12 protein-coding genes and 1 riboswitch are annotated in these 14,084 nt (G+C 66.8%); of the genes, 9 read left to right on the top strand and 3 right to left on the bottom strand.

What is annotated here, in order from left to right; genetic code table 11:
- Positions 1-222: 222 nt before the first annotated feature.
- Positions 223-414, top strand: a riboswitch (cobalamin riboswitch).
- A 33-nt stretch (positions 415-447) separates the two neighbouring features.
- From JWQ89_RS04135 to JWQ89_RS04125, 3 genes are all read left to right on the top strand, one after another.
- Positions 448-1,032: a HupE/UreJ family protein gene (locus JWQ89_RS04135; RefSeq protein WP_299638658.1), complete on the top strand. Its 585-nt coding sequence runs from the start codon at positions 448-450 to the stop codon at positions 1,030-1,032.
- Positions 1,033-1,290: 258 nt separating this feature from the next.
- Positions 1,291-1,836 (top strand): 50S ribosomal protein L19, encoded by a 546-nt coding sequence (gene rplS / locus JWQ89_RS04130; protein ID WP_299638656.1) that lies wholly within the window; start codon positions 1,291-1,293, stop codon positions 1,834-1,836.
- 100 nt (positions 1,837-1,936) lie between these two features.
- Entirely contained in the window at positions 1,937-2,548 is a 612-nt protein-coding gene (locus tag JWQ89_RS04125; protein ID WP_299638655.1) for a hypothetical protein, read from the top strand.
- On the opposite strand, the gene JWQ89_RS04120 is transcribed toward JWQ89_RS04125, so the two are convergent.
- The gene (locus tag JWQ89_RS04120; RefSeq protein ID WP_299638653.1) at positions 2,545-3,045 is read right to left on the bottom strand and encodes a hypothetical protein; all 501 of its coding nucleotides are present in this window, start codon (positions 3,043-3,045) and stop codon (positions 2,545-2,547) included. The two genes, JWQ89_RS04125 and JWQ89_RS04120, sit on opposite strands and share 4 nt — an antisense overlap.
- Before the next feature lie 97 nt (positions 3,046-3,142).
- Here JWQ89_RS04120 and JWQ89_RS04115 point away from each other — a divergent pair, with 97 nt between their 5' ends.
- From JWQ89_RS04115 to JWQ89_RS04090, 6 genes are all read left to right on the top strand, one after another.
- Positions 3,143-3,946, top strand: a complete 804-nt coding sequence (locus JWQ89_RS04115; RefSeq protein WP_299638651.1) for an MBL fold metallo-hydrolase — start codon at positions 3,143-3,145, stop codon at positions 3,944-3,946.
- Between the two features lie 273 nt (positions 3,947-4,219).
- On the top strand, positions 4,220-5,014 hold the full coding sequence (locus tag JWQ89_RS04110) for a PadR family transcriptional regulator (RefSeq protein WP_366143966.1): 795 nt from the start codon (positions 4,220-4,222) through the stop codon (positions 5,012-5,014).
- 226 nt (positions 5,015-5,240) lie between these two features.
- Positions 5,241-8,093 (top strand): FAD-binding and (Fe-S)-binding domain-containing protein, encoded by a 2,853-nt coding sequence (locus tag JWQ89_RS04105; RefSeq protein ID WP_299638660.1) that lies wholly within the window; start codon positions 5,241-5,243, stop codon positions 8,091-8,093.
- A 4-nt stretch (positions 8,094-8,097) separates the two neighbouring features.
- On the top strand, positions 8,098-8,541 hold the full coding sequence (locus JWQ89_RS04100; RefSeq protein WP_299638650.1) for a hypothetical protein: 444 nt from the start codon (positions 8,098-8,100) through the stop codon (positions 8,539-8,541).
- Positions 8,542-8,610: 69 nt separating this feature from the next.
- A complete protein-coding gene (locus tag JWQ89_RS04095; RefSeq protein ID WP_299638648.1) occupies positions 8,611-9,804 on the top strand; it encodes a TRAM domain-containing protein in 1,194 nt (397 codons plus the stop codon).
- Between the two features lie 184 nt (positions 9,805-9,988).
- On the top strand, positions 9,989-11,389 hold the full coding sequence (locus JWQ89_RS04090) for a protein adenylyltransferase SelO (protein WP_299638646.1): 1,401 nt from the start codon (positions 9,989-9,991) through the stop codon (positions 11,387-11,389).
- 176 nt (positions 11,390-11,565) lie between these two features.
- On the opposite strand, the gene JWQ89_RS04085 is transcribed toward JWQ89_RS04090, so the two are convergent.
- Together JWQ89_RS04085 and JWQ89_RS04080 are read right to left on the bottom strand one after the other, a co-directional pair.
- On the bottom strand, positions 11,566-13,743 hold the full coding sequence (locus JWQ89_RS04085) for an adenylate/guanylate cyclase domain-containing protein (protein WP_299638644.1): 2,178 nt from the start codon (positions 13,741-13,743) through the stop codon (positions 11,566-11,568).
- Between the two features lie 34 nt (positions 13,744-13,777).
- The coding region (locus JWQ89_RS04080; protein WP_299638642.1) for a hypothetical protein at positions 13,778-14,084 on the bottom strand (307 nt) is incomplete at its 5' end.

The raw sequence follows: 14,084 nt of genomic DNA, 5'->3' as shown, positions 1-14,084 counted from the left end.
GGTGGCGAGGGCGGGGGAGGCGAGAAGGGCGAGGCCCAGGAGGGCCGGGAGATAGCGCTGCATGATCAGTTCCGTTGGCGGTGCTGCTCTAGCGCAGGAGCAACCGCGGTGTCATGCGGCATATGCGCGGCGCGGCGATTGATCTCGGCGAGGAGACCTGACAGAGATGGTCATGACGGTGCGCGTCATTTCGGTCTGTCGCCCGCTCGAACCGGAAAAGTCTGCAACTTTTCCTGAGCAGGCTCCGAAATGTCGCGTGAAACGGGAAGCCGGTAGCCTTCGGGCGATGCCGGCGCCGCCCCCGCGACTGTAACGGGCCGAACTCTTTCCCAGCATGCCACTGGTCTGATGACCGGGAAGGCGGAGCGAGAGATGCCCGGAGCCAGGAGACCGGCCGTCAGGACATGAACGCGAACGGGACGGTGGGTCCCGAAATGGAGATTTCATATGCGCGCGCTACTGGCATTGCTCTTGATCCTCGCTCCGACGGCGGCCTTTGCCCATACTGGGCACGGCGATGTTTCGGGCTTCATCCACGGCTTCATGCACCCGCTCGGGGGGCTCGACCACGTGCTCGCCATGGTGGCGGTGGGGGTGTTTGCCTACGTGCTGGGCGGACGGGCGCTGTGGCTGGTGCCGCTGAGCTTTGTGGCGATGATGGCGGTCGGGTTCATGCTCGGGGTGGGCGGGGTTGATCTGCCGTTCGTCGAGCTCGGGATTGCGCTCTCGAGCGTGGTGATCGGCGGTGTGGCGGCGTTCGGGAAGCCCGTGCCGGTAGCCGGGGCGATGGCGCTGGTTGGCGGGTTCGCGGTGTTTCATGGGTTTGCGCATGGCGCCGCGATGCCGGTGGGAGCTGCCGGGCTCGAGTATGCCGCGGGGTTTGTCGTGGCGACGGGGCTGCTGCATGCAGCGGGAATCGGTGCGGCCATGGGGGTTGCGAGGCTCGCCGGCAGGTATGGGCGGGCGGTTGCTCACGTGGCGGGCGGGGCGTTCGCGCTGGGCGGCCTCGGGGTGCTGGCTGGGTGGCTTTAGGCCGCTCTGCCGCTCTTGAGCGTGGGGCCACCCCCACCCAGCTTCGCTTAGCTGCGCTACCCTCCCCACAAGGGGGAGGGAGGTGCAAGAACCGACGCTGCCGCGCCAGCCCTAGACTCGCGGGCGTTCTTCATCTATAGCCCCGCTCGCCTGAGCTTCGGCTCGGCTAATAATGCATAAAAATCCGTGCAACCAAGACCGGGCGGTCGGCACAAAGCCGGCGAAACGCTCCTTTGAAAAAGACGAACGGAACCTCAAATGTCCAATGTGATCGAACAGATCAACCAGGAGCAGCAGGAAAAGCTCCTCGCCAAAGGCGCCCATCCGGAATTCACCCATGGCGATACCGTCAAGGTCTGGGTGAAGATCCGCGAAGGCGACAAGGAACGCCTGCAGGCCTATGAAGGCGTCGTGATCGCCCGCTCCGGCACCGGCATCATGGAAAGCTTCACCGTGCGCAAGATCTCGTACGGCGAAGGCGTCGAACGCGTGTTCCCGGTGCTGAGCCCCAACATCGACCGCGTCGAAGTGATCAAGCGCGGCAAGGTGCGTCGCGCCAAGCTCTATTACCTGCGCGATCGTCGCGGCAAGGCTGCCCGTATCTTCGAGAACGTGGGCGCCCGCACCAAGAAGATCGAGGCCGGCGAGCGCGAAGCCGCCGTCGAAGCCAAGAACGCCCGCGAGGCCGAGAAGGTCGCCGCCGCCGAGGCGCTGGCCAAGGAACTGGCGCAGAAGGATGCCGAGGCGGCCGCCGCTGCTGCTGCCGCCGAGGCCGCTGCCGCGACCGAGCCCAAGGCCGAGTAAGACCGGCCGCCACAGTTCCGGCGGTTGGCTCACCAAGATTCAGCCCGGCTCACGAGCCGGGCTTTTGATTTTCAGGACCTGATTCCAAAGAGGGATTGGAATGGACGCAACGCTTCGGGACGCGGACGAGCGCGCGCGGCTGGCCGCGGAACTGAGGGCCGAGACCCGCGACCTGCTGGTCGAAACCGGGCTGCTCGACCTGCTCAATGCCCGCTTCGGCGAGGCGGAGGTGACCGGCAGTGCCAGCTACGACTTGATGGTGTGGCGCGATATCGACATCCACATGCCGTGCGAGAGCGAGCGCTGGGCCGAATGGGCCGGGCTCGGCGCCGATATCGCGCTGCAGCTCAACTCGGCCGGGCTGATGCTGCACAAGGCGAGCTTCCTCAACGACTATGTCGACCCGCACACGCTCGGCGCCGGGCTCTACTGGGGCATCGAGTTCAGGGATTTTTCCGGCAACGAGTGGAAGTGCGACATCTGGGGCTGGGAGCCGTTCGACTTCGCGGTGCGCCAGGCGCGGGACGCGAATCTGCGCGCCGACCTGCAGCGGGCGGACCGGGACTTGATCCTGAGGCTCAAGCACGAGGCTCGCGAGCGGCCGGGATATTACGGGGTGATGGTGGGGAGCTTCGACATCTACCAGTTCGCGCTGGCGGGTGCGGGGGAGACGCTGGACGAGCTGGAGCGGTGGAAGGGGCTGGTGGCTTAGAGGCAGGGGTTCATGACGGGCTCGCGGGGAATCGACAGCAAGCCCCGTACCGAGTGCCGCATCGCCCGAGCAGCCAGTTGGCGCGCCTCCGGCGGCCACGCTGGCATCCCGTGAAAGGCGTTGGTCGCATAACATATGTCAGCGCGTGCCTCCGGATATTTCTTCAATGCATCGAGTGGGATCTGCACGATGTTGGCCTTCTCGGTTGCAAGGCTGTCCGGTGTGGCAGGAAAGCGCTTTGCATTCGCCATGATGAAGAGATCAATCTCGGCCACGCCTGCGTCGATCTCGTCGTCGATCGGCTGCCGTTGGACACCGCATGGCTCGCGCGTGGCTTGGGCGGTCACGAGGACCTGCCACATGCAAAGCACGGCACCCTTACCGCTCTTGTCGACCCCAGCTACTCCGCCATGGCCCTCGATGAATTCTACCTGTGCGTGTGCGCCCGAGGTTGCTGTGGCGACGAACAACCCAAGAAGTATCCACCACAGTTTCACGTTCGCCCCCGACGATACCCCGTGGTCATTGCTATCCCTTTGAACCTTCGCGAGCTAGTTGTTCTCGTGGCAGTACCTTCAAGACCGGAGCTTTCCCATGCAATCTTTCATCTGCATCACCTGTGGCGTTGGCTATGCGCCATCGGAAGCCCCTCCGGCGCACTGCGCCATCTGTGAGGATGAGCGGCAGTATGTGAATGCCAAGGGGCAGAGCTGGACGACGCTGGCGGAGTTGCAGGGCAAGCACCAGATTGAGTTCAAGGAGCAGGAGCCGGGACTGGTGGGGATAGGGGCGACACCGCAGATCGCCATCGGGCAGCGGATGCTATTGATCCGGCAGCCGGGGGGCGGGGTGCTGTGGGATTGCACGCCGCTGGTGACCGATGCGGCGGTCGCACGGATCAAGGAACTGGGCGGGGTGCGGGCGATGGCGATTTCGCATCCGCATTTCTATTCCTCGATGGTGGATTGGTCGCAGGCGCTGGGCGGGGTGCCGATCCATATCCATGAGAGCAACCGGCAGTATGTCATGCGGCCATCGGAGCGGGTGAGCTACTGGAGCGGCGAGACGCTGGACCTGGGGCAGGGGGTGACGCTGGTCCGGTGCGGCGGGCACTTCGAGGGGAGCACCGTGCTGCATTGGCCGGGCGAGGACGGCAAGGGCGTGCTGATGACGGGCGACACTATCATGGTGGTGCCGGATACCCGCTGGGTGAGCTTCATGTACTCGTACCCCAACCTGATCCCGCTGCCGGCGCGGGAGGTCGAGCGGATCGTCGGGTGCGTCGAGGGGTTCGGCTATGACCGGATCTATTCGGCGTGGTGGGATCGGGTGATGATGCGGGATGCCAAGGCGCGGGTGCGGGCTTCGGCGGAGCGGTATGTGAAGGCGATCAGGTGAACATCCCGCCATTGTGCGGCCCGTGACCTGCTCCCCTCGCCCTTGAGGGGAGGAGCCGGGCGTGGGCGTCGTCAGTGATCCACCTCACCACCCCCTCCCTCGTTCCCTCCCCTCAAGGGGGAGGGAGGCGATGCGGACCCTCGGTGGGGCGCGGAACCATCATACAGTGTGGCCTGGGACCGGTCTCCAAGATATATCTTGATGGCTCTCTTGTGCGTAGTACGACCGAGGCATATCTTTCGGCTATCGTAAGATATATCTTGGAGCAGTCATATGCATGACCATGATCATCGGTGGGACCGGAACTGGCAGCGCATGGAGGCCATGGCGCGGCGCGGGTTTCGGCAGTTCGGCAATCTCAATATCAACCCGGGCGACTGGGGCGGGTTCGGGGGGAATTTCCGGATCGGGCGGATGCTCGCCTCGGGGGACCTCAGGCTCGTCGCGCTGTACCTGATCGAGCAGCAGCCGCGGCACGGCTATGACCTGATCAAGGCGATCGAGGAGAAGTCGCACGGGTTCTATTCGCCGAGCCCGGGTATCGTCTATCCGGCGCTGACTTTCCTCGAGGAGGCGGGGTACGTGACCTCGGCGGCCGAGGGGAACAAGAAGCTCTACACCATAACCGACGAGGGCCGGGCGCATCTCAAGGACAATCGCGAGGCGATCGAGTCGACGCTCGACTTTCTCGCCAAGGCCGGGTCGGGGATGGAGCACCTGCGCGAGCGCATGGGGAGCCGGGATTTCCCGTTCACGCCGGAGGAGATGGAGCAGTTCCGCAGCAAGTTTCGCGGCATGGGCCGGGAGTTCGGCCGCGGCGGCTGGTTCAGCGACCAGGGCCCGCCGCCTCCGCCGCCGCGCCCGGACCGGCCCGAGCGGCCCGATCGCGACATGGACGACGTGGCGCCGGAAGTGAACGAGGCGCGCAAGGCCCTGAAGAAGGCGATCAAGGAAGCGCTGCGGCGCGGGCCGCAGGATGAGCGGCGGGTGGCGGAGATTCTTCGCCGGGCGGCGCAGGAGATCCGGGACGGGTTCGACGAGGACGCGTCGGATATTGATCTGGGGTGATGGGCGTCTCGTTTGGTGTCGTCCCGCTGGTGCGCGGGGCGTCCCGGCGAAGGCGGTGCGTGCTGCCCCCCACCCCTGTCCCCCCCTAAGAAGGGGGAGGGAGACCCTCCCGGACTGCCTTCGTCCCTCGCGACCGGACGGCGCGACGAAAGCGCGACTACCTCTGGGCGGGGATTGCCACTAACATGCCCGCCGAACGCACAGGACGGGTAGGCAAGTGAACAAGATGGTCCCCATCGGGGTGGACAGGGCTGCGGCGACGCGGGGTGTGGTGGCGCGGCTCGGCGAGGTGATCCGCAAGGACCGGATCATGACCGACCCGGTGATGACCTATGCCTATTCGGGCGACGCCAGCCACTACCGGCTGGTGCCGGCACTGGTGGTGATCGTCAACACCGAAGACGAGGTGCGGGCGGTGATCGCGGCGGCGCGGGCTGAGAAGCTGCCGCTGACGTTCCGGGCTGCGGGGACATCATTGTCGGGCCAGTCGATCACCGACGGCATCCTGGCGGTGCTGGGGGACGGCTGGCGGAAGCTGCAGGTGCATCCGGGCGCCGAACAGGTGACGCTGGGACCGGCCAATATCGTCGCCAACGTCAACAAGGCGCTGAAACCGTTCAACCGTAAGATCGGGCCGGATCCGGCGAGCCAGGCCACCTGCAAGATCGGCGGGGTGGTCAACAACAACTCGTCGGGGATGTGCTGCGGGGTCGCCTACAACACCTACCACACCATGGCGCGGCTGCGGGTCATGCTGGTCGATGGCACGGTGCTCGATTCGGGCGACCCGGATTCGGTCGCCGCCTTCCGCCGCTCGCATGCCGAGCTGCTCGATGGGATTGCCCAGCTCCACCGTGAGGTGATGGCGGATGCGGAACTGGTGGCGCTGATCCGCGAAAAATACCGGATCAAGAACACGGTTGGCTATTCGATCAATGCGCTCGTCGACTTCCACGATCCGATCGACATCCTGATCCACCTGATCGTGGGGTCGGAGGGGACGCTCGGGTTCGTCTCGGAGGTGACCTACAACACCATCCCCGAGCACCCGTTCAAGGTGACGGGACTGATCCCCTTTCCAGATCCGCATTCGTGCGGGCGGGCGATCACGCGGCTCGCCAATGGCGGCGTGCAGCAGACGCACGGGGTCACGGCGGCGGAGTATCTGGAGCGGCGCGCGCTGGCGGCCGTCGAGCACCTGCCGGTGATGCAGCCCTATCTCAGGTTCTTCACCGAGACGTCGCCGGCCATGCTGATCGACGTCACCGCCGAGAGCGCCGAGGCGCTGGCGCGCGAAGTGGAAGCGGCGACGGCGGTGCTGCGCGAGGAGGGGGCGACCGACATCGACTTCTCGGACGACGAGGCGCGCGGGCACTTGCTGTGGGACATGCGCAAGGGCTTCATCCCGATGTTCGGGGCAACGCGCCCCAAGGGCACGACGATGCTCACCGAGGACGTGGCGGCGCCGGTCGAGCAACTGGCCGACTTCGTCATCGATATGCGCAAGCTGCTCGACGAATACGGCTACCGTGACGGCGTGCTGTTCGGGCACGCGCTGGCGGGGAACCTGCATTTCCAGATGGCGGCGGACTTTTCCAATCCGGAGGAAGTCGAGCGCTTCGACCGCTTCTCGGTGGCGCTGGGTGAGCTGGTCTCGGTGCAGTATGGCGGCAGCCTCAAGGCCGAGCACGGGACCGGGCGCGCCATCGCCTCGTTCGTCGAGCTCGAGTGGGGCGCGACCGCCTACCGGGTGATGCACCGGATCAAGGCACTGTTCGATCCCGAGTGGCTGCTCAATCCGGGCGTGCTGCTGAACCCGGATCCGCAGGTGCATGTGCATGACCTGAAGCAGATGCCGCTGGCCGACGACATCGTCGACATGTGCATCGAATGCGGGTTTTGCGAGCCGGCCTGCCCGAGCCATCACATGACGCTCAGCCCGCGCCAGCGGATCGTGGTGACGCGGGAGCGGGCGCGGTTGCGCCGTAGCGGGGAGGACCCCGAGCGGCTCCGGGCGATGGACGAGGGGTTCGAATATGCCGGGCTCGCGACCTGCGCGGCGGGCAATGTCTGTGCATTGCGCTGCCCAGTAGGGATCGAGACCGGCACGATGGTGCTCGGCGAGCGGGCGCGGCGGCGGACCGATGCCGACCGGCGCATGGCGCATGTGATCGGCGGGCACACCGTGGCGCTGGAGCGCGGCATGAAGCTGGCGGTGGGGGCGCAGGCGTTTTCGCGCACCATCATCGGCAACGGGGCGACGGATGCGCTCGCGGGGCTGGCGCGGAAGGTGACGGGCGGGGCGATCCCTCGGCTGTCGCCGGCGTTGCGGCCGGGACCGGGGGCGCCGAAACCGGGTCCGGTGGCGACCGGCGCGCCGCAGGGGCGGGTGGTGTATTTCCCCAGTTGCGCGACCCGCATGTTCGGGGCGCCGACGCGCGAGAACGGCATGCTGCCGGCGCCCGAGGCGATGCTGGCGCTGATGCGGCGGGCCAGGTTCGACCCGGTGGTACCGGAGCATTCGGAAGGACAGTGCTGCGGGCAGCCGTTCCTGTCGAAGGGCTTTCCGGAGGAAGCAGAGCGGGTCGGGAAGGGCACGCGCACCGAGCTCGACCGGCTGTCGGGGACGGAGCGGTTCCCGGTGGTGACCGATGCCTCGACTTGCGCCAAGCATATGCGGGAGCACCCGGGCGAGGCGGCGGTGCAGGATTCGGCGGAGTTTTTGCTCGCCGAAGTGCTGCCGCGGCTGACGATCACGCGGAAGCTGCCCGCGGTGGCGGTGCATCACAACTGCTCGGCGCAGCGGCTGAAGGAGCAGGATGCGATCAATGCGCTTGCCGCGGTGATCGCGGAGAAGGTGGTGGTGCTCGATGCCATCACCTGCTGCGGCTATGCGGGCGACAAGGGGCTCTATGTGCCCGAGCTCAATGCGCATGCGACACGGTTCGGGAAGGCGCAGATTCCGGCGGGGTGCGAGATCGGGCTCTCGACGGTGAGCACATGTGCGACTGGGTTGAGCGAGCGGATGGGGATACCGTTCGTGTCGATCGCGAGCTTGCTGGAGATGGTGAGCCAGTAGAGCGATGAGGCCGCACCCGCTGTTCAAGAACCAGGCGGTTCCGGCCCTGCATACGCTGGGGGAATTCACGCTAAGGGCGCTGACGGTCAGCGACCTTGAAAGAGATTTCAGCGCTGTCACGGAAAGTGCGGCTGATATCAAGGTTGCGAATCCAGGGTCCCGCTGGCCGGAGGGCCTCACCAAAGAGGACAACCTTCTCGATCTGGCTTGGCATCAACGGGAATTCGAGTCCCGTCGCAGCTTTGCGTGGGTCATAGAAGACAGCGGCGGCGAGTACCTGGGTTGCCTCTACGTATATCCATCACTTGCCGGAGAAAAATCGGCCGACGTCGTCTGGTGGTGGCGCACGGGCGTGATCGTGTCAAAAAGCTCGTTCCGGCAACTCCTGCAGGAATGGCTGTCCGGTTCCGACTGGCCGGGCTTGAGGTACGATCTGCGGAGTGAATGAGCCGCAGCGGCAGGGTGCGCGGCCAGAGTGGGCTTACGCCCACCGGATTTGAGTGCTACCTCCACCCGCATGACCGAAGTTACCATCCAGTCCCTGGGCCAACATGGCGATGGCATCGCCGAGATCGCGGGCGAGCGGGTGTTCGTGCCGTTTGCGCTGCCGGGCGAGCGGGTGGAGATTTCGCGCGAGGGCGAGCGCGGGACGCTGCTCAGGATCATCGAGCCGAGCGCGGAGCGGGCGGTGCCGGTAAGCCCCTATTTCGGGGTGTGCGGCGGGTGCTCGCTGCAGCATATGAGCCCGCAGATGTACGCGAACTTCAAGCGCTCGCTGGTCGAGATCGCCCTGCAGCATGCGGAGGTCGAGACGGTGGTGAAGCCGCTGGTCGATGCGACGGGGCTGGGGCGGCGACGGGCGACGCTGCATGTGCGGAAGGCGGGCGCCGGGTATATGCGTGCCAAGAGCCACGAGGTGCTCGATATCGATGCCTGCCCGATCCTCGTACCGGTGCTGTCGCGGCTGGCGCCGAAGATTGCGCGGGCGCTGCAGCCGCTCGCCGGGGATTGCGATGCGAGTTTTACGCTGACCGACACCGGGATCGACCTGTCGGTCAAATCGGAGCGGAAGCTGAAGCCCGTGGCGCTGTCAGAGTTTGCGCGGACGCACCGGCTGGCGCGGCTGACCTTCAATGGCGATCCGGTGTTCATGGCGCAGGCGCCAGCGGTCCGGATGGGGAAGGCGATGGTGGAGATCCCGCCGGCGAGCTTCTTGCAGGCGACGCAGGCGGCGGAGGAGACACTGGCGCGGCTGGTGCTCGAGGGGATCGGCAAGGCGAAATCGGTGGCGGACCTGTTCTCTGGGGTCGGGCCGTTTGCGTTGCGGATGGCCGAGGGGGCGCGGGTGTTCGCGGCGGACAACGACCGGCAGGGCATTGCGGCGCTCGTCAAGGCGGTGAACCACGTGCAGGGGCTGAAGCCGGTGGAGGCGAAGGTGCGCGACCTGTTCCGCGACCCGCTGGCGCCGGTCGAACTGGCGCCGTTCGACGCGGTGGTGTTCGACCCGCCGCGGGCCGGAGCGGAGGCGCAGGCCCGGGAGCTGGCGCGGAGCAAGGTGAAGACGGTGGTGGCGGTGTCGTGCGAGCCCAAGACCTTTGCGCGGGACGCGGCGATCTTGATCGATGGGGGGTACGCGATCGAGTCGGTGACGCCGGTGGACCAGTTTGCGTGGTCCACCCATGTGGAGGTGGTGGGGGTGTTTCGGCGGTGAGGGTTGTCGCTTGTCGCTTCGCTCCAAGCGCGCATCGCCTTGCGATGCGATACCCCTCATCCGCCCTTCGGGCACCTTCTCCCTCAAGGGGAGAAGGCCACCTCTCGATATCCCGGCTGAATCTTCCCTCTCCCCTTGAGGGAGAGGGTGCCTCGCGCAGCGAGGCGGGTGAGGGGAAGTATCCATGAGCTTTCGTCCCCGCACCACCCACGCCGACCTCGGCGAAGGCTACTTCGACAAGGTCAAACCCGCGACCTTTCCCCAGCATATCCTGCGCTACCGCAACCAGCGGGCGGCGGCTTCCGTCGGGCTCGATCGGTTGTCCGATGAGGAGTGGATTTCCCATTTCGGCCGGTTCGAGCCGCTGCCCGGATCATTCCCGGAGCCCTTGGCGCTGCGCTATCACGGGCATCAGTTCCAGACCTACAATCCGGACCTGGGGGACGGGCGGGGGTTCCTTTATGCGCAGCTCGAAGACTTGCACGACGGGCGGCTGATGGATCTTGGGACCAAGGGATCGGGGCGGACGCCGTGGTCGCGGGGCGGGGATGGGCGGCTGACGCTGAAGGGCGGGGTGCGCGAGGTGCTGGCGACGGCGATGCTCGAGGCACTCAAGGTGAACACCTCGAAGTCGCTGTCGCTGATCGAGACGGGCGAGGAGCTGCAGCGCGGGGACGAGCCGTCGCCGACGCGCTCGTCGGTGCTGGTGCGGCTGAGCCATGGGCATACGCGGATCGGCTCGTTCCAGCGGCTGAGCTACTTGAAGGAAGAGGAGTGGCTGAGGGCCCTGCTCGACCACTCGGTCAAGGCCTACTATCCGGAGCTCTGGGTCGAGGGCGACAATGGGCGGGCGGCGAAGTTTCTCGGGGCGGTGAGCGAGGCGGTGGCGGAGACCGGGGCGCGGTGGATCGCGGCGGGGTTCGTGCATGGGGTGCTCAATACCGACAATATCAACATCACCGGCGAGAGTTTCGACTATGGGCCGTGGCGGTTCCTGCCGACCTATGATCCGGCGTTCACGGCGGCCTATTTCGACGAATGGGGGCTTTATGCGTTCGGCAAGCAACCCGACGTGCTGGCGTGGAACCTGACGCGGCTGGCCGAGGTGCTGCTGCCGCTGGGGGAGCATACTGAGCTCGAGGCGGCGCTGAACCGGTTCTGGCCGGCGTTCCAGCGCTCGATCTGGGCGGCGATGCTGGACCGGCTGGGGCTCGAGCCGGTGGGGGTCGAGGCGGATTCGGCGCTGGTGGCGGAGGTGTTTTCGGCGCTGCACGCGACGCAGGCGCCCTACGAGCAGTTCTTCTTCGACTGGCGCGGCGGGGAGGAGGGGCGGGCGATGGCAAGCCCGGCGGCGGAGCACTATCGGGGTGAGGCGTTCAGCAGGTTGCGGGGGCTGATCGGGGAGCATCCACGGGCTGAGAATGCCAATCTCGATCATCCGTATTTCAAGCGGGCGGGGCCGCGGACGATGCTGATCGAGGAGATGGAGGGGCTGTGGGCGCCGATCGCCGAGCGGGATGAGTGGCGGGGGCTCTATGAGGCGCTGGGGGAGATCGAGGAGATGCGGGAGGCATATGCGGGGTGAGGGGGGGCGGACCGTGGGGCTGGTGCGAGTGGACCCCCACCCCTGTCCCCTCCCCCTGAACAGGGGGAGGGAGACCCTCGCACAAAGCCCGAGTTTTGGTCTCCCTCCCCATTCTTAGGGGGAGGGGATAGGGGTGGGGGTTGGCGGCCACCGGCGCTCCGGTCGTTCAGACCAGCTCAGGCGGAGTTGCTGAAGATCGGGGTGAGGGGCTGCAGCGTTTCGGTGGATTCGAAGTCGGCGTGGCGGGCGGGCAGGGTTTCGTAGAACTTCTTGAGGCCCGGCTCAATCGTGGCTGAGAGGGCGATGCATTCGGCGAGGGCGCCGGTAGTGTCCCTGCCGGTGCGCAGCATTTCGAGGGCTTCGGCGTGGGTGGCGCGAAGGAGGCTGAAGGCGCCGGATCTGGCGAGCGTATCGTCGCCGACGAGGAGATAGATCTTCACCCGTTCGGCCTTGCCCTTCAGCGCCAGCGCACCGGCCTCGAGGAAGGCGAAATCGGGGGCGGCGAGGCGCACCGGTTCGGCGATGAGGATGTCGTAGCCGACTTCCTTGCAGGCGCTTTCGACGCGGCTTGCGACGTTCACGGTGTCGCCGAGGGCGGAGTAGTCGAAGCGGGTTTCTAGCCCCATGTTGCCCACCAGAGCCTCGCCGGCGGAGATGCCGATGCCGATGCCGAGCTCCTGGACGGGGGCCTTGTCGGCCTTCAGGTGGAAGGCGTCGGTGCGGTTCAGGTGGCCAAGCTTTTCGCGCATGCCGAGGGCGGCGCGCAGCGCCTTGCGCTCGTGGTCGGGGACGTCGACGGGAGCGTTCCAGAACGCCATGATGGCGTCGCCGATGAACTTGTCGATGGTGCCGAGCTGGCCGACGATCTCGGCGCCGAGCGCGCCGAAGAGCGTGTTGAGGACGGTGAGGATGCGCCTCGGCTCGAGCCGCTCGCTCAATGACGTGAAGCCGCGCATGTCGGAGAACAGCACGGTGATGCGGCGCACGTCGCCGCCGAGCTTCAGGCGGTCGCCGTTCTTTTCGATCTCGCCCAGCAGCGAGGGGGCGACGTAATAGCCGAAGGCGCGGCGAATCTGGCGCTTGGCGCGCTCGGTGGTGAAGAAGCGGAAGAAGACCAGCGCGAGATACAGTAGCGTCAGCCCGACCAGCGGGAAGCTCGGATCGAGCATCGCGCCCTGGGTGATGAACATCCACCACGAAAAGCCGATCGCGCCGGCGAGGCAGAGGGCGCCGGCGAGGAGCCCGGCGATGGGGCCGAGCAATAGCACGACGACCACCAGCAGCGCCCCCAGCGCGAGGAAACCGACGATCTCGAGGCCGGCGACCCAGTCGGGGCGGCTCAGATAGGTGCCGGAGAGGATCTGCTCGATGGCCTGGGCGTGGATGGTGACGCCGGGGACGTTGTCGCCGAGCGTGGTGTTGTGGAGGTCGAGCAGGCCCGAGGCAGAGGTGCCGACGAGGACAATGTTGCCGGCGATGCGGTCCGCGAACTGCCGGTAGCTGGCCCCGAGGATATCGGCGGCGGAGAGGCTGAGGTCCGGGCGCGGGCGGCTGTAATAGAGCCAGAGGTCGCCCTCGGAGGTGAGCGGCACGGTGAACTGGCCGACCTTGAGGCCCTCGACATAGCCCTCGGCGGCAGTATCGCCGAAGACGACGATGGCGCCGATGCCCATGGCGATGCGCAAGGCCTCGAGCGACAGGGTGGGGAACAGCTGGTTGCCGTTGGTCCAAAGCATGGGGAGGCGGCGGACGGCGCCGGCGGAGAGCTGGGAATTGAGGCTCACCGCGGCGAGGCCGGGAGCGGCGTCGCGCAGTTGCGGGATCGGGGCTGCGGCGCCGGTGAGGAACGGGATGGCGTTGCTGGGGTCGGGGCCGGAAATGGCGAAGCCACCCTTCGGGCCGCCGGCGAGCGGCTGGCCGGAGGAGGTGCGCGAGAAGCCGAGGATCGCGGGCGAGCGGGCGAGGGCGGCGGCAAAGATCGCGTCGTAATCGGGGAGGGTTGCGGCATCGAGGCCGGGGAGGGTGGCGGCGATGCGGCTCGGCGACATGCGATCGGGCTCGGGGAACAGCACGTCGAAGCCGATGGCGGCGGCGCCCAGCTCGGTCAGCCGGTCGGAGAGGGTGGCGAGGCGGTCGCGCGGCCAGGGCCACTGGCCGAACTCGGCGAGGGCCCGTTCGTCGATGTCGATGACGCGCACCGGCAAATCGGCGGTCGGCCGTGGGTGGAGGCGCTGGTAGAAATCGAAGGCGATCTCGCGCAGCACCTGCACCGGGTAGGGATCGGCGACGCGCAGCAGCGTCAGCAGCAGGACGACGACGAGGCCGGCGAAGATGGGAAGAAGACGCCGGAACATCGGTGCGGCTTGGCCCTGCGGTTAAGTTACTGGATCAGTCCGGGAAATTTCGTACGGGTGGAGGGCTGTCGTCGGATTTGACGAGGCTGTCGGGCGTGGTGTGGGTGACGGCGCGGTTGAGGCATTCGCGGGCCTGCGCCACCCAGAACGCGCTCATCAGGTCCGATTCCGTAGCGGCCCATGGGAACATGCCGCGCATCACGGTGCGCTCCGAGCCAGTGAAGTCCTCGGCGTTGCCGAGGAGCTTGGCCTGGCTCGGGTCGAACATGCCGATATCGCAGAAATCGCTGATGGTGACGCACTGCTTGGCGAGGTTGCACATGACCACCGCGCCGTGGAAC

The sequence above is a fragment of the Devosia sp. genome, from assembly GCF_028290645.1.
In the GTDB taxonomy this organism is placed as follows: Bacteria; Pseudomonadota; Alphaproteobacteria; order Rhizobiales; family Devosiaceae; genus Devosia_A.
This window is presented reverse-complemented; position numbering and strand designations above follow the sequence as displayed.